Origin of the sequence: Chitinophaga sp. CF418 (assembly GCF_900142925.1) — a bacterium.
Classification (GTDB): domain Bacteria; phylum Bacteroidota; class Bacteroidia; order Chitinophagales; family Chitinophagaceae; genus Chitinophaga.
In genome coordinates this window covers 121,419-145,509 of sequence record NZ_FRCN01000006.1, presented here as the reverse complement: position 1 = coordinate 145,509, position 24,091 = coordinate 121,419, and the positions used below count along the sequence as shown (strand labels likewise).

At 48.1% G+C, this 24,091-nt stretch carries 12 protein-coding genes; 5 read left to right on the top strand and 7 right to left on the bottom strand.

Features of this window, described 5'->3' with window-relative positions; translation table 11 throughout:
• Positions 1 to 111: 111 nt before the first annotated feature.
• Positions 112 to 3,171, top strand: a complete 3,060-nt coding sequence (locus F3I09_RS14745) for a sensor histidine kinase (protein WP_149695802.1) — start codon at positions 112 to 114, stop codon at positions 3,169 to 3,171.
• 23 nt (positions 3,172 to 3,194) lie between these two features.
• Positions 3,195 to 3,842, top strand: a complete 648-nt coding sequence (locus F3I09_RS14740; protein ID WP_149695801.1) for a response regulator transcription factor — start codon at positions 3,195 to 3,197, stop codon at positions 3,840 to 3,842.
• 490 nt (positions 3,843 to 4,332) lie between these two features.
• On the opposite strand, the gene F3I09_RS14735 is transcribed toward F3I09_RS14740, so the two are convergent.
• From F3I09_RS14735 to F3I09_RS14725, 3 genes are all read right to left on the bottom strand, one after another.
• Positions 4,333 to 6,114, bottom strand: coding sequence for a cytochrome-c peroxidase (locus F3I09_RS14735; RefSeq protein ID WP_149695800.1), 1,782 nt, complete (start codon positions 6,112 to 6,114; stop codon positions 4,333 to 4,335).
• 77 nt (positions 6,115 to 6,191) lie between these two features.
• On the bottom strand, positions 6,192 to 7,658 hold the full coding sequence (locus tag F3I09_RS14730) for a hypothetical protein (RefSeq protein WP_149695799.1): 1,467 nt from the start codon (positions 7,656 to 7,658) through the stop codon (positions 6,192 to 6,194).
• A 90-nt stretch (positions 7,659 to 7,748) separates the two neighbouring features.
• Positions 7,749 to 8,438: a flavin reductase family protein gene (locus tag F3I09_RS14725; RefSeq protein WP_149695798.1), complete on the bottom strand. Its 690-nt coding sequence runs from the start codon at positions 8,436 to 8,438 to the stop codon at positions 7,749 to 7,751.
• Between the two features lie 249 nt (positions 8,439 to 8,687).
• On the opposite strand from F3I09_RS14725, the gene F3I09_RS14720 reads away from it, so the two are divergent.
• On the top strand, positions 8,688 to 10,349 hold the full coding sequence (locus F3I09_RS14720) for a lectin (protein WP_149695797.1): 1,662 nt from the start codon (positions 8,688 to 8,690) through the stop codon (positions 10,347 to 10,349).
• Between the two features lie 104 nt (positions 10,350 to 10,453).
• Here F3I09_RS14720 and F3I09_RS14715 read toward each other — a convergent pair whose 3' ends face one another.
• Positions 10,454 to 18,970 carry a gliding motility-associated C-terminal domain-containing protein gene (locus F3I09_RS14715; RefSeq protein WP_149695796.1) on the bottom strand — a complete coding sequence of 2,839 codons (8,517 nt, stop codon included), beginning with the start codon at positions 18,968 to 18,970 and terminating at the stop codon, positions 10,454 to 10,456.
• A 591-nt stretch (positions 18,971 to 19,561) separates the two neighbouring features.
• On the opposite strand from F3I09_RS14715, the gene F3I09_RS14710 reads away from it, so the two are divergent.
• Positions 19,562 to 20,059, top strand: coding sequence for a DinB family protein (locus F3I09_RS14710; RefSeq protein ID WP_149695795.1), 498 nt, complete (start codon positions 19,562 to 19,564; stop codon positions 20,057 to 20,059).
• A gap of 134 nt (positions 20,060 to 20,193) precedes the next feature.
• A complete protein-coding gene (locus F3I09_RS14705) occupies positions 20,194 to 20,625 on the top strand; it encodes a VOC family protein (protein WP_149695794.1) in 432 nt (143 codons plus the stop codon).
• Between the two features lie 89 nt (positions 20,626 to 20,714).
• Here the strand turns inward: F3I09_RS14705 and F3I09_RS14700 are convergent, their stop codons facing one another.
• The 3 genes from F3I09_RS14700 to F3I09_RS14690 all read right to left on the bottom strand — a co-directional run bounded on the left by F3I09_RS14700 (position 20,715) and on the right by F3I09_RS14690 (position 24,081).
• Entirely contained in the window at positions 20,715 to 22,052 is a 1,338-nt protein-coding gene (locus F3I09_RS14700) for an alkaline phosphatase family protein (protein WP_149695793.1), read from the bottom strand.
• 91 nt (positions 22,053 to 22,143) lie between these two features.
• Positions 22,144 to 23,196 (bottom strand): acyltransferase family protein, encoded by a 1,053-nt coding sequence (locus tag F3I09_RS14695; protein ID WP_149695792.1) that lies wholly within the window; start codon positions 23,194 to 23,196, stop codon positions 22,144 to 22,146.
• Between the two features lie 27 nt (positions 23,197 to 23,223).
• Entirely contained in the window at positions 23,224 to 24,081 is an 858-nt protein-coding gene (locus tag F3I09_RS14690; protein ID WP_149695791.1) for a PKD domain-containing protein, read from the bottom strand.
• Positions 24,082 to 24,091: the final 10 nt, after the last annotated feature.

The window sequence follows — 24,091 nt, the reverse complement described above, 5'->3', positions numbered from 1 at the left end:
GGATAAAAAATTAACGATCTTTTTATAAAAAATGAATAAATCCTTACAATTTAATATTATTAAACGTGTAATTTTGGTTTTCAATAAAATCAGCAGAGGAAGAAACCTATCATGAGAAAAACTTACCTTTTATTGGTAACGATAATCATGTTAACCCAGACCATTATAGCACAACAACAGACACCTTATTTCAATACATTAAGGACTGAGAACGGGCTTTCCCACAATAAAGTCAACTGTATATTACAGGACAAGCGGGGATTTATATGGTTTGGTACAGAGGATGGTCTAAATCGTTATGACGGTAAGTATTTTACCGTCTTCAGAAGAACACCTGGTGATACAACCTGCATATCCGGCAATATTATCAGCGATCTTCTGGAAGATGAAGACGGCATTATCTGGATTGCTACTGAAGACGGAGGATTAAGCGCTTACGATTACCGTCTTCCACCCTCAAAGCAGTTCAGGCAATTCCGGTACGTTGCAGGCAATGAAAATGGTATTCCGGAAAACCATATCAATGTCATAGCGGATGATGATAAAGGCTATCTCTGGGTGGGAACGGGTAATTATCGCACCAGGAGATTCAACAAGAAGACGGGAGAGTTCTCTCACCCGGTGAGGACGGGCACCACTTCCATCCTGTCACTGAGTATGGACGCCAAAGATACGCTATGGGTGGGCAGAAGCGGCGGGGGCATACTCAAGGTCAACACCCGCACACTGCAGTTCACCGGCGATAAAAGATATGATGATCTGTACGCACGGCTTCCACATGTCTCGGTTACCGCCCTGTTCCTTGATTACAAAAAGGACATGTGGTACGGAGCCTGGGACAAAACACTCTACCATTACGATCATATTAAGAAAACAGAAGAAACGTTCCGGGGTATACCGGGGAAGAACTCCTTTCCGGATGACGAGATCAATGGCTTCGCAGAAGACAAAGCGCACCGTCTGTGGATGGCAGGCAGAGATTCCGGGGTGATTGTGTACGATAGGGAACAGCATCATTTCTATCACTACAAACATCATCCTTATGTAGATGGGTCTATAGTGGATAATCATGTTAACGCCGTCTATATTGACAGAACCGGTATCATCTGGGTAGGTACCGACAACGGTATCAGTTTTCACAATCCTTTGTATTATCCGTTTAAACAGACCTTCCTGCCACAGACTGGAAAGGATATCAACATCTTTGACTTTTACAAAGATGCGGGCGGCCGCTTATGGATGGGCACCAATGATGGCATTTTTATCCAGGCTCCCGGTAAACAGTCATTCGAGCACCGCACGCTGACCTATAAAGGACAGCAGCTGGCGGTCACCAAGTTCTTTGCAGACAGTGATGGTACTTTTTATATAGGCACCGACTATACCCTCTTTATATATGATACGCTGAAAGGTACGCTGATCACCCTTCCCGGTACGGAGAACGATCCGGTGATGAAGAAGCTCATCGCGTCCAGGATCGTGTCTATTGTGAAAGATACGATGGCTATGGGTACACGCCCAGTGCTGATCGTATCGCCATATGGGCATTACCTCAGCTATTATGATTTTAAAGACGGAATCTGGGTGACCCGCAGCGATTCCACAAGGGCTATACTGAAACGGTTCAACCTGAAGGATAATCTCGTGAGAAAAATGTCCAAGGGTACGAGTGGCAATATCTGGCTGGCCACTGCCAGGCATGGGTTGGGCGACTGGCCACAGAAAGAGGGCTTACAGGTAAAGTACCTGACAGATATGAGCAATGAAGACGTGTATGATATCCAGGAAGGAATGCAGGGCCACGTTTGGATCAGTACCTACGGCAGAGGATTGAATTACCTGAATGCGCATACACAGAAAGTGCAGCATATCGCGGAATCGAGCAACCTGACAGAAGGTATGCAGACAGATGATAAAGGCAATGTATGGATGGTCTGTAATGGTCACATACACAAGTATGATCCCGGCGTCAGGATCTACAGCTGTTATGACCTGCCTACCCTCCAGAAGAATGGTGGCGTGAAAGGTTATATGTATAAGGATAAGGATGGTAATATCTATGTGGGCGGTACCAACTATTACCTGTCATTCCATCCGCGTGATATAGCCAGGATCAACACTGAGCCACCGGTATACCTGACGGACTTTAAGATCTTCAATGACTCGCACAGCGATTTACTGCAAGAGCCGGCCGTTGCACTGGATTATACCAAGAACTATTTTTCTATAGAGTTTTCCGCGCCCGAATTCAGCGGGGACAACCTACAGTACTCCTACATGCTCAGCGGGGTGGATAAAACGTGGAACAGCGTTGGCAAGCGCAACTTTGCCTCCTATTCCAACCTGAAAGGCGGAGACTATACGTTCATGGTAAAGGCCAGCAACTGGAGAGGCGTATTCGGCAATAAGGTTACAGCCCTGCATATTACCATCATTCCTCCTTTCTGGACGAGATGGTGGTTCTACCTGTTGTGTACAGGACTGATAGCCGGTACTATTTACCTGATCTACCGCTACCGTATCAATGAGTTGCTGAAACGGCAGGAGATCAGGAATCGTATTGCACAGGACCTGCATGACAGCGTGGGATCGACACTGAGCGGTATTTCCGTTTACAGTGAGGTAGCCAGAATATACAATGAACAGCAAAAAAGTGAACAATTAAAAGAATTGTTAACCACCATTGGTACAACGGCCAATGAAATGATCTCCGAGATGTCTGACATTGTGTGGGCGATCAATCCGAAAAATGATCACGTCAGTAGTATTGTGAAGCGGATGGAATCTTATGCGAAACCCTTATGTACCGCAAAAAAGATCCATTTCGTATTCGACTGCGATCAGAAGATTGAGACCCTGAACCTTGCCATGCATCAACGGAAGAACTTCTATCTCATTTTCAAGGAAGCAGTGAACAATGCCTTAAAACATGCAGCATGCAGTATTATCAGGGTGAACATAAGCTACCGCCGGAACATGCTGGAGCTTAACATCCAGGACGATGGTATAGGATTTGATCATCAGGCAGTGCAGGATCCTTCCGTCAGGACCCTGTCTGGTAATGGGCTCAACAACATCAGGCACAGGGCCAGTGAAATGAAGGCCGACCTGGGGATAGAAAGTAAACCACACCAAGGGACATATTTAAAACTAAGCTTTCCCGTTGCCTGACAAGCAACAAAAAACGACAAACCATGAGTATACGCGTTGCCATCTTTGACGACAACAAAAACATCCGTAACAGCATCACGTTATTGCTAAACACGGCCCCTTCAATTGAAGTAGTGGGCGTATTCAGTGACGCCCGTAATTGTGTGAATGATGTATTGAATTGTAACCCGGACATCGTACTAATGGACATTGAAATGCCGGAAATGAGCGGTATTGAAGCCATCAAACTGCTCTGCAAGGAAGTGCCACATGTACAGATCCTCATACAGACGGTATTTGAGGATGATGACAGGGTCTTTGATTCCATTTGTGCCGGCGCATCCGGTTACATCTTGAAAAACCATCTTAACACACGACTGCTGGACGCTATCCAGGAACTGCAGACAGGCGGCTCGCCTATGAGTCCTTCGATAGCGCGCAGAGTATTGAACCTGCTTCAGAAAAGCGTAGTACAGAAACCGGAGCCGAACAATGACAGCTATAACCTGACTGCGAGAGAAAAAGAGGTATTGACCTGTATCGTTAACGGACTGAGTTACAAAATGATTGCCAGTGAACTTAACATCAGCTACGAGACAGTACGTAGTCATGTGAAAAAAATTTATGAAAAGCTGCACGTGGCTTCACTTACAGAGGCCGTTGCGCTTGCAATCAATCAACGTATTGTATGATACAGCCTTGCCAACTCCCCACTTAGAGTTATTGGTCTCCCCGATTTAGGTGATTTTCTAACATGTGAAGATGGTCTACATTTGCTATAGAAAAGGCGATGAGGCCTGTTCAAAGAACAAAGAATTTAAACCTTAAAATTACATCCTGCTAGAGATAAACTAAATTCAAATGATCTGTTTACGTTAATTTATCTGGTGTAGCCCTGTTCTCAGGGCTCTTTTTTTTCATATCATTTGCACCGCATTTCGGTTGCCGGGGGTTGAAACCTGGATTAAAAACACCGCATTTCCGTTCCCCGGGGTTGAAACCTGGATTAAAAACACCGCATTTCCGTTCCCCGGGGGTTGAAACCTGGATTAAAAACACCGCATTTCCGTTTCCCGGGGTTGCACCCCGCGCTACAAACACACGGCACCTGACGGAGCCGATTGCCGCGAATGATCCCGTTTATATCCTAAAAGCGAATAGCGGTTACTGCCTGCACGAACATCAATTATCCGTAAGCACTCTCATGAAGGCTATGATGTCCCGCTTCTCTTCCTCCGACAACTGCAACGGGTCGGCAGAAAGCGTTTGCCCCGGTAGTGTAATTCCGTAACCCGCAGCCCCTCCTTTATTATAAAACTCCATTACCTCTTCCAGTGTCCGAAAAGTCCCGTTATGCATATAGGGCGCCGTCAATGCGATATTGCGCAATGTAGGGGTCTTAAAGGCATATTTCAGTTCCTCCATCTTTGTGTGCGTATATCGTCCCTCATCTGGGTCCAGTTCAGGTACTCCCGGTGCGCGTAGTACGCCCAGCACTTCAGACTCTGTTGTGGCAAAGACCGGCGCTGCCGTACCGTTGAACAATGGCAGGAAGTGACAGGTGGCGCAACGCGCCTTCCCCATAAACAGGTTGAAGCCTTTCTTCTCCTGTTCATTGATGGCGTTTAGCTCACCTTTCATATACCGGTCGAATCTTGAGCGGAAAGGGTGTAATTGGCGGATATAAGCCGCAATTGCCTGCATCAGGTACCTGGGCCTGATCGTATCTTCCATGTCCGGAAAAGCGGCTTTAAACTGTGCTTTTATCACCGGCTCCCGGTTCAGCCATTTTACGACTGCGTCCGCAGAGGAATGCATTTCCGCTTCGTTGTGCAATACGTCCAATACCTGGTTCTCCAGCGTAGGGGCACGCATGTCATAGAACTGTGCCTGTTGCAGGCCGGCATATAGTAAGGTTGGCGTGTTACGCAGGATGGTAGCCGTACCGCTCAGCGAAACATTCTTCGGCATCCCGTCTGTAAATGCCTTGTCCTGCTGGTGACAGCTGTTGCAGCTCCGCTGCTGATTACCCGCCAGCCGGGTGTCATAGAAAAGCATTTTGCCCAGGGCAACCTTCTCCGGTGTAGGGAAAGCATCCGCAGCATGCACAAAATAACTGATGTTGAAAGACGTACTGTCAAACATTGTGCGGGCATGAGTGTTCAACGCGCCGGGATACTTTAACGGCGTTAGCCCTTCGCTGAAGAACCAGTCCGTCATAGCGGCCGCCAGTGGGTCCAGGTAAACTGCCATATATGTTGCGTAATCAAACATGCCGACAGACGCAGGCTGTTTGCTTGCAGCAATGACGGTGTCAAAAAGGTGTAACAATGCATCGGGTGCGCCCGCGAGTTGTATTACTTGTTTCACTGCATTCAGCGTAATACCGGCTTCCGTAATGCCCCAGCCGGATAAAGGCGTATCAAAGCCACTGATGCCCAGTGTTTCTATCCTGAATATTTCCAGTTTACAGGCATCAAAAATATGGGCCGTATCAAAGTGAGTATTTTCAATAGTATGCCGCAAAGGTATCAGATCAGACCTGAAGACCTTTACTTCCCTCAAGAGGGCGCTGACGGCGCTGCTATCATATGGGAATAGTAATTCCTCCATCACCTGTAATCCTGCCGGTTCTGCTTTTTTATGCTCCTCTATCTCAATCTCAGGTAATGGCGGCCCATTCAGCTGACGGGAAGTGGCAGGCGCATAGTATTCACTAAACCATTCCATCTGCTTATACCTTTGCCTGCACACTTTAAATGCCTGTTGCAGCTCAGGCCCGGCTGCGTGTTCTTCCACGAGCGATAATAACTGCGCTGCTCCTGTTTCCAGGGAATCCATCTTTAAAGTCAGCCACTGGTGTATACTTTTATCCAGATCCTGCGGATGATCCGGCCCGCTGCAGGCTATCCAGATAGTAATTCCCAACGCAGCGGCAATTATTGCTAAAGTTCTGAATTTCATATTCTGTTGCTACAATAGCAAAAGTTTCCCTGCAGAGAGGGAAACTTTGCCAACAATATCAATGGTTGCCTGATGATTTATTTTTCTACACCTGTAACGATGATGGTCTGACCACCTTCCTTATTGGTAGTGAGGCCGCTGCCATCAGCATTGGCAAATTTATTGTCCACCCAGGTATGTGGATGAATGTTCACTACGAATGTATTAGGCTTACCAACCAGGTCAGAAATATCGTACATCGCACCATATTCCCATGATCCCAGACGGGTTTCATTACCCGGATTGTATTTGTTGTTAAACTCGGCTTCAGTACGGCGGTGGTTCATCTCCAGCATTGGCTTCAGCGCTTTGGTAGCCAGGTTGTATTGCCAGATACGGCCGTCGTGCTTGTTATTTACATAGTAAGAGTCGCCATCTTCCTGGATATACAGGAAATTCTGGGTAACACATATATTGTCTGGATTTACCAGGCTGTTACCCGGATCTACATTACCATCCACCAATGGAGTCAATTTACCCTTCAGCGGATTACTGGCGTCCAGCACCAGTTGGTATACACGGCCCCACATGGTGAGTCCTACTTTCGGTGTCACTTTATCTGCCTCACTTACACCAGTAGATGTAAAGTACAGTTTACGGTTGTTCTCTACAGAGCCTTTACCATAATCCAGGTCTTCCACGCGGGCAAACTGGATCGCTTTTTTGGCAACTGTCTGTGTAGCCAGTTCAGCTCCTGTGCTGTTTGGCACATTCTCGTATTCCACAAACTCAACATCGTATGCTTTGCCCACTTCCATATCGGTTTCAACGATATTCTGGTCAATACGGCGCAGCATGTACAGTTTACCATTCTGCAGATCGCCCACCGTGTTGGATACATACAGGTTCACCTGACCTAAGCCCTGACGGCTGCTTTCATCTTCACCAATGAAGATGGCAGTTTTACCCGGGAAAGCATTTTTAGATAATGGTACAGCGTTTTCCGCGCTGCATTTTCCGAGGGCAGGTACAGTACGGTTGGTTTTCTTCAGGTCTACAGCACCCAGCGGATCGATAGCATGGATCATAGATTCGCCGTCCGTCTCACCTGCGGTCAGGAACTTAGAAAAACCATGTTCTTCCTGGTTGGTCAGGGTTGCCGAACAGAGACGCATACGGCCACCCTCTGCATCTACGATATACTCACCTTTAGTTGGCTTCAGGTTATTATCCAGGTACACACGGGATACAGAAAACAGGATCTCATGATTGGTGATCATGATGTATCCTTCGCCAGCAGGATTTTTCATCATACCAGCGCCATCGGGCTGTGCTCCGTATCTGAAAGCAGGAGAACCTGGCAGGGTATCGTCACTGCTGATCAAAGGATAGACCTTCAGGTTTTCAAAACCTGTCATTGTTTTTACCAGTGAAGGTGTTACAGATTGTGCCTTGATCTCAATACCGGGAGTTGGCGGCGGAGTGGAATCATTGTTGTCGCAGCCGGCCATCAATACCGCTGCCATCAGCGGACTGATTCGGGTCATCAAAGAATTAAGCTTCATATAGGTTTGATAGATTTGATCCCACAATATCAAAACCACATGTTGCGCTAATGTTAATGGCAGGTTAAATGAATATGAAGACTGGAAGGTCTATTTGCTATCCTCCCGGTAAAGAATGTCTTTGCTGGCCTGTTCAATGTCGGCCGTCCGGTATAAATGCTCAGGGATCTGTGCCAGCGTGGAAGGGTGTACCTTACTGCCCAATCCATAGAATTCCTGGAAACTCATGATCAGCGGGCGCCATTTGTCTGGGTCTACCTTATGCTGCTGTCCCTGCATTAAGATCGATTCATCCAGATGCACCCGGGTGATCCTCATTTCCAATGTGAGGATCTTTCCCCGTTGTGCCGCACTATCTGCTGCTAAGCCGTGTGTTGCTACCAGTACTGCCTCCTGATGCACCGGGCATTCCAGTACGCGGGGCGGAGCAACTGTTTCAGCTGCTACCGGTGTTAAGCCGGCTATCCCGAATTTATCCTGCTCATGGCGATAACCTTTCTGCTGTTTACCTGCCGGTACCGGGTCGCTTCCCGTGGTACGGGCCAACAGGTTCACCGCTTCTGCCTGATGTACGGAAGGCAGGTTCAATACACATTGTCCGGTACGGAGAATGTTTTCAGTTGTTTTAGAGAGTGCTGAAAGCCCCAGCATACACCGCCATCCTAACCAGAATACAGATGACATAGGCGCCAGGTTATATGTCCCGTTTTCATTCACGGTGCTGATCAGCACTACGGGTGTGCCAAAATAAAGGATAGATGGTTCACTGCGGAGATGCATAATTATTTTGTTTAGACATCCCAAAAATAGACCGGCTGCAATGGTGTTTCAACCCGGTTCTTGCTGAAGTGATATGCGAATAATTTATCCCTGAAGGGTTCACAATAATCCCCGGCGGCTTTCCGTTTAATGGTCGCATCTTATTGTTCTACCTCTCTTTTTAGAAACCATATACTTTAGTTCACCCATTTAAAATCTTTATACTCAACGATCCATTACAACCGGTAATTTCTAATCAAAACAAATACTATGAAACTCAGAAATCGTCTGCTGGCAGCAGTCACCCTCCTCTTTGCCATCAGCTGTAGCAAGAAAGACCTCAACAATGAGGCAGAAAAACTGTATGGTCAGCAAAACATGCAGGCCAACGTCAACGCATCTCCGGTTGGGGATGTAGTAGGTAAGATCGCCGTAGGTTACCAGGGATGGTTTGCCTGCACGGGAGACGGCTCTCCTATTAATGCCTGGTGGCACTGGACACAGAACTGGGCACAGTCCCCCTCAGCCACCAACAATGGCATCAAGTCATGGCCCGATGTAAGGGATTATGCCAATACCTATACCACTGCCTGGCCTGCGCTGAATAACGGGCAACCAGCAAAACTCTTCTCCTCCTTCTCCGATCAGACGGTCAATACACACTTCCTCTGGATGCAGCAGAACGAGATAGATGTTGCAGCTTTACAGCGTTTTAATCCGAATGGCCAGGAAGGTCCTATCAGGGACGCCATTACCGCTAAGGTGAAAACGGCGGCTGAACAATACGGCCGTAAGTTCTACATCATGTACGATGTAAGCGGCTGGACAAACATGCAATCGGAACTAAAGACAGACTGGACAAACAAAATGTCTGCCTACACCTCCTCTCCTGCTTATGCCCGTCAGAATGGCAAACCTGTTGTCTGCATCTGGGGTTTTGGTTTCAACGATGAGAATCATCCCTGGTCAGCAGCTGTTTGCCTGGACGTGATCAATTGGTTTAAGAATCAGGGCTGCTATGTGATAGGTGGCGTACCTACCCACTGGCGCAATGAGACCAGCGATTCAAGACCTGGCTTCCTGAATACCTACAAAGCATTCAACATGCTCTCTCCCTGGATGGTAGGCCGTATCGGTAATGCAGGAGACGCCGATAATTTCTATAACAACGTTAACACGCCTGACCTGGCTTATTGTGCTGCCAACGGCATCGATTATCAGCCCTGCATATTGCCGGGTGATCTCCAGGAAAGACAACGTGCACACGGCGATTTCATGTGGCGTCAGTTCTATAACATGGTAAAACTAGGCGTACAGGGTATTTATATCTCTATGTTCGATGAATACAACGAAGGTAACCAGATCGCCAAAACCGCGGAGAACAGCAGTCAGATACCGGCAGGTTCCAACTTCCGGACACTGGACGAAGATGGTGTGGCCTGTTCTGCTGATTATTACCTGCGCCTCACCCGTGATGGCGGCCGTATGCTGAAAGGCCAGATAGCGCTGACAGCAGTGCGCCCCACTCCTACTATTCCCGGCGGCACAGTGATTCCTATCGGACAGACTGTTACCATCAAAGGCTTCAACAATATGTACGTATGCAGCGAGGGCAATACCCAGCCGATGATCTGTAACCGTGCTGTTACTCAGTCATGGGAACAGTTCACCATAGTAGATGCCGGCGGCGGTAAAGTGGCGCTGATAAACCAAAGCAACTATGTATGCTCTGAGAATGGTCAGCTGCCAGTTATCTGTAACCGTCCCGCCCTGGGACCATGGGAACAGTTTGATTGGATCTCCAATGCAGATGGCACCGTTTCTTTCAGGGGTAACAATGGCGCTTACCTGTCAGCAGAAGATGGCGTAGCACGTATGACCTGTACAAAAACAACCATCGGATCAGCAGAGAAATTCAGGATCAATCAATAAACAAAAAAAAGGACCAGGTGTTGCTCAGCACACCTGGCCCGCAAATGAAAAGGCGCCCCGTGATCAACCCGGGACGCCTTTTTACCTATTGGACTTTACACTTCTTATCTGATTACTGTTATCTGTCCTGTCACCTGTGTAACCGGACCTCCCACCTTCTTTTTGTAATTGATGACCCAGATATAAGAACCACTTTCTACCAGGTTGCCTATATATCGGCCATCCCATCCTAGCCTGTAATCTTTGATGAAGCAAACCTGTTGACCCCAGCGGTTGAAGACGCGCAGTTCATAGTCGTACATCGGACCTTCCGCTGTTGGTTTGAACACATCGTTCTTGCCGTCGCCGTTAGGCGTAAAGGCTGTCGGGAACTGTGGATTAGCTTCACAAGGCTTATAAGTTACTGCTATATGGTCAGATACAGAACCGCAATCATTATATACCACCACAGTGTAGTAACCAGTGCTGGTCACAGTATAAGTGCTGGTAGTAGCGCCATCCTGCCAGCGGATGCTGTTGCCCGTACCGGCATTCACTTTCAGTACCAGCGCTTTTTCTAGACACAGCGTGGTATCGCGGCCCAGGTCGAATTCAGGGATGCCTGCTACTGTTACATTTACGCTATCCATTGTGATCTGAGAACAGAACCTATCCATCACAGAGACAATATATTTACCTGGTTTGTTCACTTCTTTCACAGGATTGGTATCACCATCATTCCAGAGATAAGATACTGCGTCGGCATTGGCTGCATTCAGTACTACGCTGCCTCCGATACAGATATCCCGCTGTGGACCGATGTCGATATCGAGGTGAGATTTCAGCGTCACTCTAACTGTATCTTCCACCACACAACCACCGCGGCTTACGGTTACCCAATAGTCGCCCGGTCTTGATACCACGATCTCATTAGTAGTTTCCCCGCTGTTCCAGCGTACATTACCACCATCAGGATCTACCGTCAGTATGGCTGTTTCATCAGGACAGATCTGCGTATCGTCGCTCAGCACAACATTCGGAGCAGTAGCCACCGTCACAGTCACATCGTCATGTGTGGTACAGCCATTCAATGTTACGTCCACACCATATGTACCGGCCATATATACATCTATCGAAGATGTTGTTTCACCTGTGCTCCAGATGTAGGAAGCGGCCGGGATGTAGGCGTTCAATTTCACGCTTGAACCTTCGCAGATAGTAGTATCTGCCAGATTTACTACCGGCGGATTATTTACCGTTACTTTCACTTCATCAGTGGTCGCACACACACCGTTGAATACAGTCACACTGTAAGTGCCGCTGGTATTCACCGTGATAGTCTGCGTGTTAGCGCCTGTTGACCAGCGGATGTTATAACCAGCATTATTGATGCCTGCATCGAGTGTTGCAGATTCACCGGCACAAATGGAGACATCCTGTCCCAGTTCAACCACCGGCTTTTCGATGTACTTCAGATCGTAGGTAACCGTATCTGATACACAGCCTGTTACACCGTTAGTCACTGTAAAGCTGGCCTGTATAGCACCATTCAGGTCGAATACGTTACTGCTCTGCGTCAGTGGCGTAACCGCTGCGGTGGCTGGCACCACGCTTACCAGGGTGAACTTCGGCTTGCTTACTTTATTTTTTAAGAGTATTGCAAATTTTGTATTGTTCGAACAGTTCGCAGGCAGGTTCGGATCCAGTTCCGGTTTAGGAGCCGGACTTACGGTAATGGTCTGCACACGTTCTATTGCCGCATTGCCGCAGGCGTCGGAAATATTCCATCTTCTTACAACAGTATATCCTGCACATTTATTAGCTGTAAACGGATCCTGTACCATGGTTACCTTCTTAGGGAAGTTCACATCGCAGTTATCAACTGCATACAGGGTAGCCGGAACAGGGAGCGACTCATCATAACTGATCGTTACATTTGCCGGCGCCGGATCGATCTTCGGTCTGGTAGTATCCGCTACGGTGATCACCTGGCGGAGAGTGCTGGTATTGCTACAAGCATCCTTCGCAGTCCATGTACGGATCAGGCGATAGTTGCCGGCGCATGTGCCGGTGTTCTCACGTGTCTGTAGATAAGTCACCTTCACGGTACCGCAATTATCTGTTGCCGTCAGGGTAGCCGGAGGCTCTGGTACTGCATTACAATCTACTGTAGTATCAGCAGGTGCTGCTGAAGTGAATACCGGTTTTGCCGTATCCTGTACAGTGATCACCTGTTGCATGGTGGCGGTATTACCACAATTGTCAATGGCGGTCCATATACGTGTCAGTCTGTAGTTACTTGGACAGCTGTTAGAGAGGAACTCTTTCCGCTGAGATACTTTCACTTTTACAGTAGCTGTACAGTTGTCTGTAGCAGTTACTGCAGCTACATCCGGTACGCTGTCGCAATTCACGGTAATAACCGGAGCTACAGTTACAGAGAATACCGGTTTCACATTATCCTGTACGGTGATGGTCTGCGTCAGAGCAGCCTTGTTACCGCAAAGGTCTGTCGCTGTCCAGGTGCGGATGATCTGGTAATTACCATCACAGTTGCTGCCTGGCAGGGTTTTACGTACATCCACCGGATTTACGGTAATAGTACCCGGCGTACAGTTGTCGGTAGCCGTCAGCGGTTGTCCTGCAGGCACCTGGTCACAACTAACTGTGATATTGGCTGGTGCAGGATTATCGAATACCGGCGGAGTTATATCGCGTACAGTCACCACCTGTTTCAGGGTATCGCTGGCATTACCACAGGCATCCACAGCTACCCATTTACGGATCAGCTGGTAGTTGCTTGGGCAGGCCCCCGGCTGGCTCACGGTTACTTCTATCGGAGTCACCGTCAGCGGACCAGAGCAAGCGTCTGTTGCAGTGAGGTTCACAGCTGCAGGAATAGCGTCACAGTTTACGGTCACATTAGCCGGAGCTTTTGCGTCGAATACAGGAGCTGTCTTATCCGTTACCGTGATCACCTGTTGTGCCTGGGCGCTCAGACCACAACGGTCAGTCGCAGTCCAGGTACGCTCTATTCTGAACGTACAAGCATCTACGGTAGTTGTCACGTCAGCGCTGGTAACGGTTACTGGTTCATTATTATAAGGAGCATGGCTGAATACCGGTGTACCAAACTTTGTGGTATAGTCAGTACCCTGTACGCAATCAACAGTGATCGGTGCAGGAACAGATACTACTACCGGCGGTGTGCTCATCAGGTTCAGCATCACTGCGTTACTGATGTTGCCGGTACAAGCGCCAGACATCACCACACGTCTGAACCAGGTGTTCTGACTGATGCTGGCCGGTGTATAGCTATCGCTGGTACCACCGGCGCCGGTAGTTACATTCGCAAAGCCGGTGATGGCATTGGTAGTACTCATCTGCCACTGGTAGGTAAATGTGCCGGTACCACCGCTTACTACACCACCTGTCAGCATTGCAGGAACATCGCTTGCGCACAGCACCTGGTCGGCAGTGATCGTATTACCCTGAATAGCAGGCTGATTGGTCAGCACAACGTCATCAGGCGTTGAAGTACAGGCCCCGTTAGCGATTGTCCAGCGGAGGGTGGTAGTTGTACCTGGCTGTAAAGTCACGTTAGCGGTAGGACTATGAATATCTGAGATGACAGCGGTAGCGCCACCTACGATGGTCCAGGTACCTACGGCGGTAGCTGGAGATGCGCTGTTGGCATTCATAGTGAAGTTCGGATCATCACAATGTACCTGGTCTGCACCTGCGGTTGCATTGTTCGGCATTACGCTGTTGATGAGCGTAATACTATCCACCGAGTTACAGGTACTGTTCGAGATCACCCAGGCGATAGTAGCGCTTGTACCAGGAGGTACGGTCACTACTGCAGCCGGATTACTGAAATTGCCGGCGGCGATGCTCGCGGAAGTTCCCGCAGGCAGGCTCCAGGTAGCAGTACCTGTTACTGGTGTGTTGGCCGCCATTGTGAACAGCGCATTATCGCAATGCTGCTGGTCTACGCCGGCATTGGCAGTTGTAGGTTTAGGTATACTTGTTAGTGTTACTTCGTCAAAATTGGAGCAGAGGCCGTTCGTCATCGTCCAGCGTAATACCGCTGTCGTACCGGTAGGTAATGTCACATGCGCTGTATCCATATTAGCCTGACCTGCTGCAATAGTAGCAGAACCGCTTACTACTGTCCAGGTACCGGTAGCACCTGCCACTGTAGGCTTGTTGCCGGCCATTTTGAAGTCAAGGCCCGCACACTGTGACTGGTCTGGTCCCGCGCCTGCCACGTCCGGCAATGCGTAGTTTGTCAGCACCAAAGTATCACTTGTCGTACAACCACCATTTGCGATCGTCCATTCCAACTTCAGCACAGTACCCGCAGGTACTGATATATTAGCCGCCTGATTGTTAATATCTGCAGGAGGGAAAATAAATGTTGACGGAGATAATACTCTCCAGGTACCGGTGCCGCCTGCAGCTGAATTAGCTGTCAGCGCGAAGGCCGGTGTATTACAATGTACCTCGTCAGGACCGGCAACAGCAGGATTTGGCGCCAGGCTATTGCTCAGTGTCACATCATCAGAAGAAGAGCAACCACCATTGGTGATGGTCCAGCGTAATACAACTACTGTACCTGCCGGAATGCTCAACACCGCATTCGGATTGTTAACGGAGGCTCCAGGCAAGACAAAGCTGGCCGGAGACACTACACTCCATTTACCGGTGCCGCCACCGGCTCCCGGCGCATTGGCAGAAAGGGTGAACACCGTGTTATTACATTGCGACATATCCGGTCCTGCATTTGCCGTTACGGGCATCACAGAGTTGGTCAGTGTAACATTGTCTGAACTTATACATGTACCATTTGTGGTCTGCCATGTCACCACCACGCTTACACCTACCGGTACACTGATCACTGCATTCGGATTGTTGATCTGTGAAGCAAGAATGGTAGCAGGAGTACCAGCTGGCAGTATCCATTTGCCCGTGCCTACCGTTACCGGTGTGGCAGTCATGGTAAAGTTACTTACACCACATTTCGCCTGATCTGGTCCGGCATTAGCCGTCGTTGGCGGGATTGCATTCGTTAATACTGCATTGTCGGTAGAAACACAAAGGCCATTCCTGATGGTCCAGGTAGCGGTCACAGTGACACCTGCCGGCACATTGATCGTCGCATTCGGATTATTTTGCTGTCCGGCGGTAATGCTGGCAGTAGTACCTGCCGGCAATGTCCAGGTACCTGTACCTATTGTTGCGGCATTCGCCTTCATAATGAACTGAGCGTTGCCACACTGTATCGAATCACGACCCGCATCAGCGATAGTCGGAGGTGCAAAGTTGGTCAGCAGAGCAGTGTCTTTTGCAACACAGGTACTGTTTGTTACGGTCCACACAGCGGCTACACTGATACCCTGCGGTACATTGATCACAGCAGTTCTGCTGTTCACCTGACCGGCAGTAATAGTAGCGGTAGTTCCTGCTGGCAGGCTCCAGGCGCCCACACCAGGTGCAGGATCGCTGGCTGCCATTGTAAAGGTGGTACTGTTACAGTTAGACTGGTCAGGACCTGCGCTTACAGTTGCCGGCATTGGCGTGAAAGTCACCAGTTTACTTACACAAGCGGTAGTATCACAACCGCCGAGGCTTTCTGCTCTTACATAATAAGTGGTGGTAGCGCTCAGTGGCAGGGTAACAGTTGCACCTGTAGCCAGGCGGGTACCTGTACCACAACCTCCTGCATACCATGCCCATACGCCGTTTGGCGTCACTTTGTCTGACTGCAGGCCGAGGCTTCCGCCATTTACGGTCAGCGTAACAGTATTACCTGCACCACAGATGTTGGTAGCGCTTGCCGTAATTCCCGTAGCAGCTGTTGGCGCAGACGATACATTTACGGTGAACGGAATGGTAGAATCACAACCCGCTTTCGCAGTCTTGTAGCTCAGATTAAAAGTATACACTCCCGGAGCCGTTGAAGCAGGATATGAAACATTCAGCGGCCAGTTCAGCGGCTGGTCAATAACATTTACAAAGCCAGGCATCGGCGATGTGCCGGGAGTAATAGAATATAAGGTAGGCGTTCCTTTAGTAGATAAGGTATCTAATGTAAAGGTGCCTTTACTGCTGCAGGATATAACAGGGTTCACCAGCTTGATAACCGGCTTACCTATTTTATGAAGTATAACAGTATCGATATTGGCAACACATCCACCGGCATTTGTAATGCTCCAGGTGAGTACGATATCGCCCTCATTATCAAGTGCCGTTACAGCTGTATTGTAAGCAGTGTCATAAGCGATCGTCGCGTTACCGGACACCAGTTTCCAGATACCTTTTTCTGCCGCCGGACCGGAAGCCGCGGTGTCAGCAAGCGGCTGGCTGGCGTTCATAATAAAGATATTATCTGTACCACACTGGGTAGTGTCCTTACCGGCATTACTATAAGTAGGATCTACCAGGAGATGCAGGGTATCCAGTATCGTCGTAGCACAGTTGGCATTGGCCGGGCTCCTTACCGTCCATGATAATACTACAGAAGTACCTGGTCTCTTCAGCGTCACCCTTGTACGCTCAGCAGAAGGCAGCAGGATCTTCACATAATTATCGATCACATCATCGGTAACGTTAGGACCGTACACATCTTCCACTCTCCAGGTACCGGTTGCGCCTACTATTTTACCTACTTCCACGGTAAAGTTACCGGTCGGATTGGCAGATGCACAATAGACGTTCTGGTTAGGTTTCAGCGCGGTGCTTGGTGTAGCGCTGACGTCTATAATTACCGGGTTGGAAGTTACCTCGCAGACATTCGCCACATCTTTTACCGTAACGGAGAACACGGTGTCGGCCAGGCTGTTGATCTGGATCTGAGATGCCTCTACCATATTATCGTACTCCGGCATTGGTGTCGTTGCACCACTTGCATCCGGACCTCTGAACCAGTTAATAGTATAACCATTCAGTACATCGTTGATCTTCAGGTTCACAGATTCACCCACGCAGATGTTAGCGTCAGAAACTGCCACATCTACCCTTGGAGAGCGCACCATCTTGATCTCGGTACTGTTCTCGTCCATACAGGTATGTCCGTCAGCATATTCTACATATCCAAACACAGTAATAGTAGTATCCTTATCTACCTGGATGGTACGTTTGGTATCTGTATAGCCAGGCAGGTCTTTCCAGGTATAGTAATCGAAACCACCGGAAGCTTCCAGTTCCACATAAGTACCGGAGCACACCTCACTCTGGGTCAGATTGAGCGTCGGCATTGGCAATATCGTCAACCTGATCTGGGATGAGGGTGAGGAACAGGTAGTAGAATCACTGCCTCTTTCATATATAAGTACCTGGAACAGGTAGTCTGATGCTACTTTACGTGTACCTTTCAGTTCACCCGGTCCTATCACCAGTTGTGGCGCGTTACCGGAACCATAAGGAACATTTATCCATGTACGGCCTTCATCGTCACTCATCTGCCATTGATAGACAGGGTCAATGAAATAACCGACTGGCTGGAAGGACGCTGATAAAGTGATCGGTGCGCCTTCACACAATACTTCCTGGAGGGTTTCATTATCACCATCTATCGTAGCAACAATACTTGGGCTACAATAGGAAAATTCGATATCGTCTATAGCGATATCGTTGCCACAACCTCCTGGTTTATTATTTGTTACATATACCACTACAGAATCCACATCAGAAGGAACAATGAATGTTCCGCCATATCGCTGCCAGGTTGGTCCGGCAGTACCCTGCATCATAGATACAGAATAAGTCCTGAAATTATTCAGGATCCTTGCAGGATTGGCTGCATCCACCACCGTGAAGGTAACACCTGCATATTGATAACCGCTGCGGCAGGTATTGTTTAATGCATCAGGAGAGTTGACGTTCATTAACCAGGCGCTGAAGTTATATACAGAACCAGGACAAAGACCTGTTATGGTCTTCTCATAGAACTGGCGGGAAGCAACAGCCGAATTAGCTACCAGCATTGCACCACGGTAACCGCCGGTATGATCTGAAGTTGTCGACACCCAGTCGCTCTTGGCAAACGAAGGACTATTGGTGATCGCGTAGCTATCGTTATTAAGATCACCTGTAGGCTGATAATTATATAATACCACACCATCCACAGGATAGTTTCTGCGATTTACGCCATCAGGCATGCTCCCGAAATTCTCAGAGAACCCGGCCATGGTGGCGCCACCGACACCACAGGTGCTGATGGTACAGTCCACAGCATGCATCTTCACTGTGCGTGTCACGGTTTTCAATACACTATCCGCTCCTTTATAATAAAGCTTGATATTAAATGTATAGTCGCCCGGTACCAGGAACTGCAGCGTCAACGTCTTGGTATTAGTCAGCTTGTTGGCTTTAGTTCCGACAGGATTCTCCGTATAGAGGATCTCGTAGTCCGCGTCGGTATTATTAGGGGAAGTGATAGTCCAGTCGGCCTTTTGGGGGATTGCCAACCCGGCGCCTTCTACCATAGCGTTCACACTGGTGAACTTGATCTGATTGGCAGTAGCGTTGGTTCTGGACATACATACCGTATCCGGTATATTTACGTACACTGTCTGTGCATGCAAGGTCCCGAAAGCACAACACAATGACAGGCATAATAGTATTAGAAGCTTTTTCATCAATAGGGATTTCGTGAATGGTCAGTAACTGTTAAAACCTGCGGTGTTACCAGTTAGCTGACATACAATGTTTTTGTGTTTGAAAAAGCCCTGTCCACCTTTCCCGCAACAACATGATGGGAAGTATAAAAAGTCTCCATAGGCATAATGTGGTATAGCGAAAAAATATTACTATTTTAAGATTAAAAGTATAAATAATATGAAAATATTAAAAATACGTCCCCACCCCTGGGATGTTCATGGGAGAGACCAACCTGACGGGCTCGGGCAATGGAATTTGATAGTCAGTCTTTTAACAGCTAAAGAAATGTTAAAAAAATTTAGCAAAAGTTATCCACAACAGAAGTTATCCACATTCCTTTAATGAGTACTACCAGTAGTGTTTTACGACAGATAGCTGTCCAACACATTTATAATCAATAGTTCTGATCAGCATACCCCGTTTTATACTTTTATTCCCGCCCGGGTGAACCTGTTGTGGGTGATCTGTGTTTTTTTTCAGAGCCCGGGATGATGCTGACATAAGGTTGTCACCCCGCATGATTTCCTTTGTACTGTAAGCAAATTACTCATCTTTAAACCCATCAGGACATGACACAGCAACTGACCACATCAGCAACAGTAATTACCCCCGAAGAACTGCTTGAACACTGGCAGGGACATCGCCGGCTCACCCGTAGAGTGATCGAAGCCTTTCCGGAAACCGAACTTTTTACCTTCTCCGTGGGAGGCATGCGTCCATTCGCAGAACTGGCCCTTGAAATGATCAATATGGGTAATCCGGGTATGGATGGCATCGTTACAGGCCAATGGCTGGCCTATGGAGAACAGGAAAAAAAATCTGCTCCGCAGACCAAAGAGTCCTTATTATACATGTGGGACGAACTAACGGAAAAGATTAATCGTCTATGGCCACAGATAAAGCCTGAAAGATTCCACGAAGTTGACCTCGCCTTCGGACAATGGGAGGGCACCATCCAGTTCCTCCTGTTTTACTTTATCGATAATGAGATCCATCACAGGGCACAGGGCTTTGTATACCTGCGGGCGCTGGGTATTGAACCACCTGCGTTCTGGGACAGGTCATGACACTTATGTTAATGACGCGATTCCACCCCATCATTGTCTGATATGGCCACCCCTGGAATCTCATTATCCATTTAAATTTGAATTATTCCATAACGCGCAAAAAGAAGTATTCTTTAACAATCAAAAAAACTGATATGGCTGCAATTAACCCTTATCTGATCTTTAATGGCAACTGTGAGGACGCATTTAATTTTTACAAGTCTGTGTTTGGCGTAGAATTCCAAATGATTTCAAAATTCAAGGACATGCCTGCGGAAGCGGGAAAAGAATGCCCTGCTGCCGATGAGAACAAAATTATGCACGTGTCAATGGCTATCGGCAACAAAGGCGATGTGCTAATGGGCAGTGATAACGGTTCCGGAATGGGAGACGTAAACATTGGCAACAACTTCTCTATTTCCATCAGTTCAACTACTGAAGGAGAAGCAAAGAAACTGTTTGATGGCCTTTCTGCAGGCGGCAAAATCATCATGCCACTGTCGCCTACTTTCTGGTCTCCGCTCTTTGGTATGTTCACCGACAAGTTTGGTATTAACTGGATGGTGGGCTACGACAAACAATCCTGATCAGATGCACAAAATCTGAGAAGCCTTTAAATCCCAGGAGGGACTTAAAGGCTTCTTTTTACATGGGTATTTCATAGATAGTAGGTTGCTTATTTCAGTACGCCTGCCGGAATATGTCCGTCGGCAGTGTTAAATGACAATCCCAACAATTTCGCGATGATGGGTGCTATATCTGTCAGATCCATCTCCTTTACTGTATTGCCCTTCGCTATACCAGCGCCATATGCCACAAAACCGGTCTGGATCTCACGGAAGTCCGGATAAAAACCATGTGTCCCCCCTTTCGCTGCTTTCACAACAGCTCCCTTCACTCCGCCGCCAATGGTTACACCAGGAGCCGCTGCCAGCGCCAGTGCCGCATTAGGGTCTGCCCCAATGGCGTCCAGTTGTTTACGGTCTATTATTTTAAACAGTTTCTGCTGATCGGCCGGCAAACGCGTCAGGACCTCCTTTACCTTTTCCAGTGAGGCCTTGTCATTTTTATCTTTCAGATGTAAAAAAGCGGAACCTCCCGCAGAATGAAACCTTGCTTTCCAGTTACCACTGTCTGCATCGGCGATCAGTCCTGCATCAGCCAGCAATACATTCGGGGAGAATGACTGCTGAATGTCCACAAAACCGTGATCACCTGTTACAATAATAGTAGTACTGTCTTTAATACCAGCTCTGATCAATGCTTCCAGAATAGTACCGATGGCCCTGTCAGCACCCGCTACTGATTTTCTAACCAGCAATCCGTCCCTGCCCTGCATATGCTCATAGTGATCTGTACAGGCAAGGTGTAGCGTGGTGAAAGCAGGTTTATATTTCGTTATAATATAAGCGCCCATTCTGGCCACGTTCTCATCCATCACCAGTTCTTCCCTTACCATCGAAAAATCATCTGCACCCAGCTTACCTGTTGCATTGTCCTGCAACTCCTGCCAGAGACCAGCAGGCGTGGTTGCTTTGGCAGTTTCTTCCCTCCTGTCGGTCAACTTACCTATCGGCCAGATATCCGGAATATTATAATCTATAGGTCCTCCGACAGTCACCGGCCAGATCACATTGGCATTTGTTCTACCAGCTTTATGTACCGCATCATATAAAGTAGGCACCTTGATGCCGCTATAATAAAAATACCATACACCACTGGCCTTTCCTTCCTCAAAAGGTGCGTTATAATAAATACCATGTTTAGCAGGTTTCACACCTGTAATAATCGTAGTATGATCAGGATAGGTTACACTGGGAAACACACAGTTCACCCCATCTGCAGATACGCCGTTCTCTTTCATCATCCTGAGGTTGTTCATACCCCAGGATGCTTCCTGGTAGAAGTCTGGACGGAATCCGTCAATAGTGATCAATACGACATGACCTGTCTGTTGTGCGGCGGCTGACAATGTTAACAGCAGCCCACCTGCTATTGCATAGATACGCTTCATCTTCGCTGTCTTGTTTATGAGAAGAACTGTAAGATGAACCGCTTACCGTCAGCAGGCAAGGTTAAGAAATTGTTATGAGCAGATGGCGGCATTATAATTTAAAGAAGATCTTCTTTTTATACAGCCAGTAGCAGAGATACCATTCCAGCCCCCAGGTGGCCAGTGCTGCCGGTATATGCCATGGAACAAAGATGCCCACTACCCCGTTCAGCCATTGTGCTCCAACTGTTTCAAAGAACAGGTAGATAAAAATAGCGTTCATCCCAACCACCACGGCTATCCAGGTATACCGCTGATGATCCTGTACATCTATCCACCAGTAGAGGAAGGACAGTATAAGTAATACCCATCCGGCAGATGCTAATACAAATCCGGCTGTACTGATCCTCTTAATGATGGGCGACAATCCTGTGAGGTCAGCACCAAACCCGAGACAAAGTAATACCAGCCCGGCAACAGCGAGTATCCCCACTTTCCGCTTGCCATCCACTGCCGAAGACAATAATTTCCCCGCAGTTACACCCCATACCGTATGCGCAGCCGTAGGAATGATATTGATAGCTACCCAGCCATCTGTATTGATCTTCCCCATCAGCAACGTGTCCATATAAGCGCCGAAATTGTGGTATTCAACAAATGGCTGGTCGAAACCGGGCATGAGTATACTACGGTAAAGGACATCGTTCAGCAGGATCAGGAGCAAGCCTGTACTGATCTGGAATGTATAGGAACGTCCGATCACCAGGTAAGCGATGATCCCGGTTACGGACAATTGTGTCAGCACATTCCACAGCTCCCACACCAGCTTGCCTGCATATACGCAATGCAGGCCCGTCCCCAGGAGGAAGAGCTTTGCACTGCGTATAGCGATATGTTTAAAATTCTGATTCCAGCTGACGCCCTTCCGGCGTTTGCTTCCATAGGATATATACATTGCCGTACCCGCCATGAACATAAAAGCGGGTTGCACCAGATCCCAGAAACGCAAGCCGTGCCAGGGGTGATGAAAGAATTGCCGGATAAAAGCATTGTCATGCCACTCCCTGATCGACTCATATACCCGGCAACTTTCGCCCGCCAGTAATATCATGATCACTCCACGCATGACATCCAGCGATAGTAAACGGCCGGTCTGTTTTTCCATTATTTATAGTTGGGTTACGTAGGTCAATTATTGTTCAAAATTGATGAGCACTGAAGGTTGTGACTTGCCGGGCATATCCCCGAGTGTGGCAGACCAGTCACCCTTTGTCGCCTCTATACCAATGCGCAGAGCGGTGGTAGCAGCCAGGCCTTTCAGCTTCGCACGGGAAAGGCGCAGCTCAAACTTCAGCACATTACCATCCTGCTGCTGTGCTCCCCGTGTATAAAATTCCGTCACACCGGAGGCATCGAAAGTGAAGGCATTTTGATCACCCTTGTGATAGAATGCATCGAACCAGTCGGCCAGCACCGCTCCTTCCAACAGTACATCATAGCCTCCACCGGGGAAAGTGCCGGTCAGCAACCCTGTTCCTGCATTATTATCTGTGTCCATATAAAAATCGTATATATCGGCGTTTTCCGCCTTTGAATTCACTTCGAGGTACACATAAACATAAGAGGCGTCATAGTCGAATTTTGCCCGCTTAAAATACGTTTCCCCTGCAACGGGAGTAATGTCATAGTCCGTTACATGATCCCAGTCGGCCAGGGAATTATCGTCCATTTTTACGGGGGATGTTTTGGCAATATACAAAACCGTCGAACCTTCGGTCACCTTTCCATCCTTTGTGGTGGCATACAGGGTAGGCACGTATTTCCCTTTGCCAGGATAGGTGTGTACCGGACTTTCCTCTTCCGACGTAGTCCCGTCCCCGAAATCCCATTTGTAAGACACGGCGCCGGTCGTTTTGTTGGTAAAAGTTACATCATCGCCATTGATGCTGACCTCATAAAAAACAGCAGCATCCGGTGTTACTTTGTCGTCGCTGCAGGCACTCATAAGCGCTGCCGCTATAATGAAGAAGATATATCTGAATGAACGCATAGTGATCAGG

What these genes read in the sequence shown, in the direction of transcription:
- F3I09_RS14745 (WP_149695802.1), top strand. Translation starts at nt 112, where the DNA reads ATGAGAAAAACTTACCTTTTATTGGTAACGATAATCATGTTAACCCAG.
- F3I09_RS14740 (WP_149695801.1), top strand. Translation starts at nt 3,195, where the DNA reads ATGAGTATACGCGTTGCCATCTTTGACGACAACAAAAACATCCGTAAC.
- F3I09_RS14735 (WP_149695800.1), bottom strand. Translation starts at nt 6,114, where the DNA reads ATGAAATTCAGAACTTTAGCAATAATTGCCGCTGCGTTGGGAATTACT.
- F3I09_RS14730 (WP_149695799.1), bottom strand. Translation starts at nt 7,658, where the DNA reads ATGAAGCTTAATTCTTTGATGACCCGAATCAGTCCGCTGATGGCAGCG.
- F3I09_RS14725 (WP_149695798.1), bottom strand. Translation starts at nt 8,438, where the DNA reads ATGCATCTCCGCAGTGAACCATCTATCCTTTATTTTGGCACACCCGTA.
- F3I09_RS14720 (WP_149695797.1), top strand. Translation starts at nt 8,688, where the DNA reads ATGAAACTCAGAAATCGTCTGCTGGCAGCAGTCACCCTCCTCTTTGCC.
- F3I09_RS14715 (WP_149695796.1), bottom strand. Translation starts at nt 18,970, where the DNA reads ATGAAAAAGCTTCTAATACTATTATGCCTGTCATTGTGTTGTGCTTTC.
- F3I09_RS14710 (WP_149695795.1), top strand. Translation starts at nt 19,562, where the DNA reads ATGACACAGCAACTGACCACATCAGCAACAGTAATTACCCCCGAAGAA.
- F3I09_RS14705 (WP_149695794.1), top strand. Translation starts at nt 20,194, where the DNA reads ATGGCTGCAATTAACCCTTATCTGATCTTTAATGGCAACTGTGAGGAC.
- F3I09_RS14700 (WP_149695793.1), bottom strand. Translation starts at nt 22,052, where the DNA reads ATGAAGCGTATCTATGCAATAGCAGGTGGGCTGCTGTTAACATTGTCA.
- F3I09_RS14695 (WP_149695792.1), bottom strand. Translation starts at nt 23,196, where the DNA reads ATGGAAAAACAGACCGGCCGTTTACTATCGCTGGATGTCATGCGTGGA.
- F3I09_RS14690 (WP_149695791.1), bottom strand. Translation starts at nt 24,081, where the DNA reads ATGCGTTCATTCAGATATATCTTCTTCATTATAGCGGCAGCGCTTATG.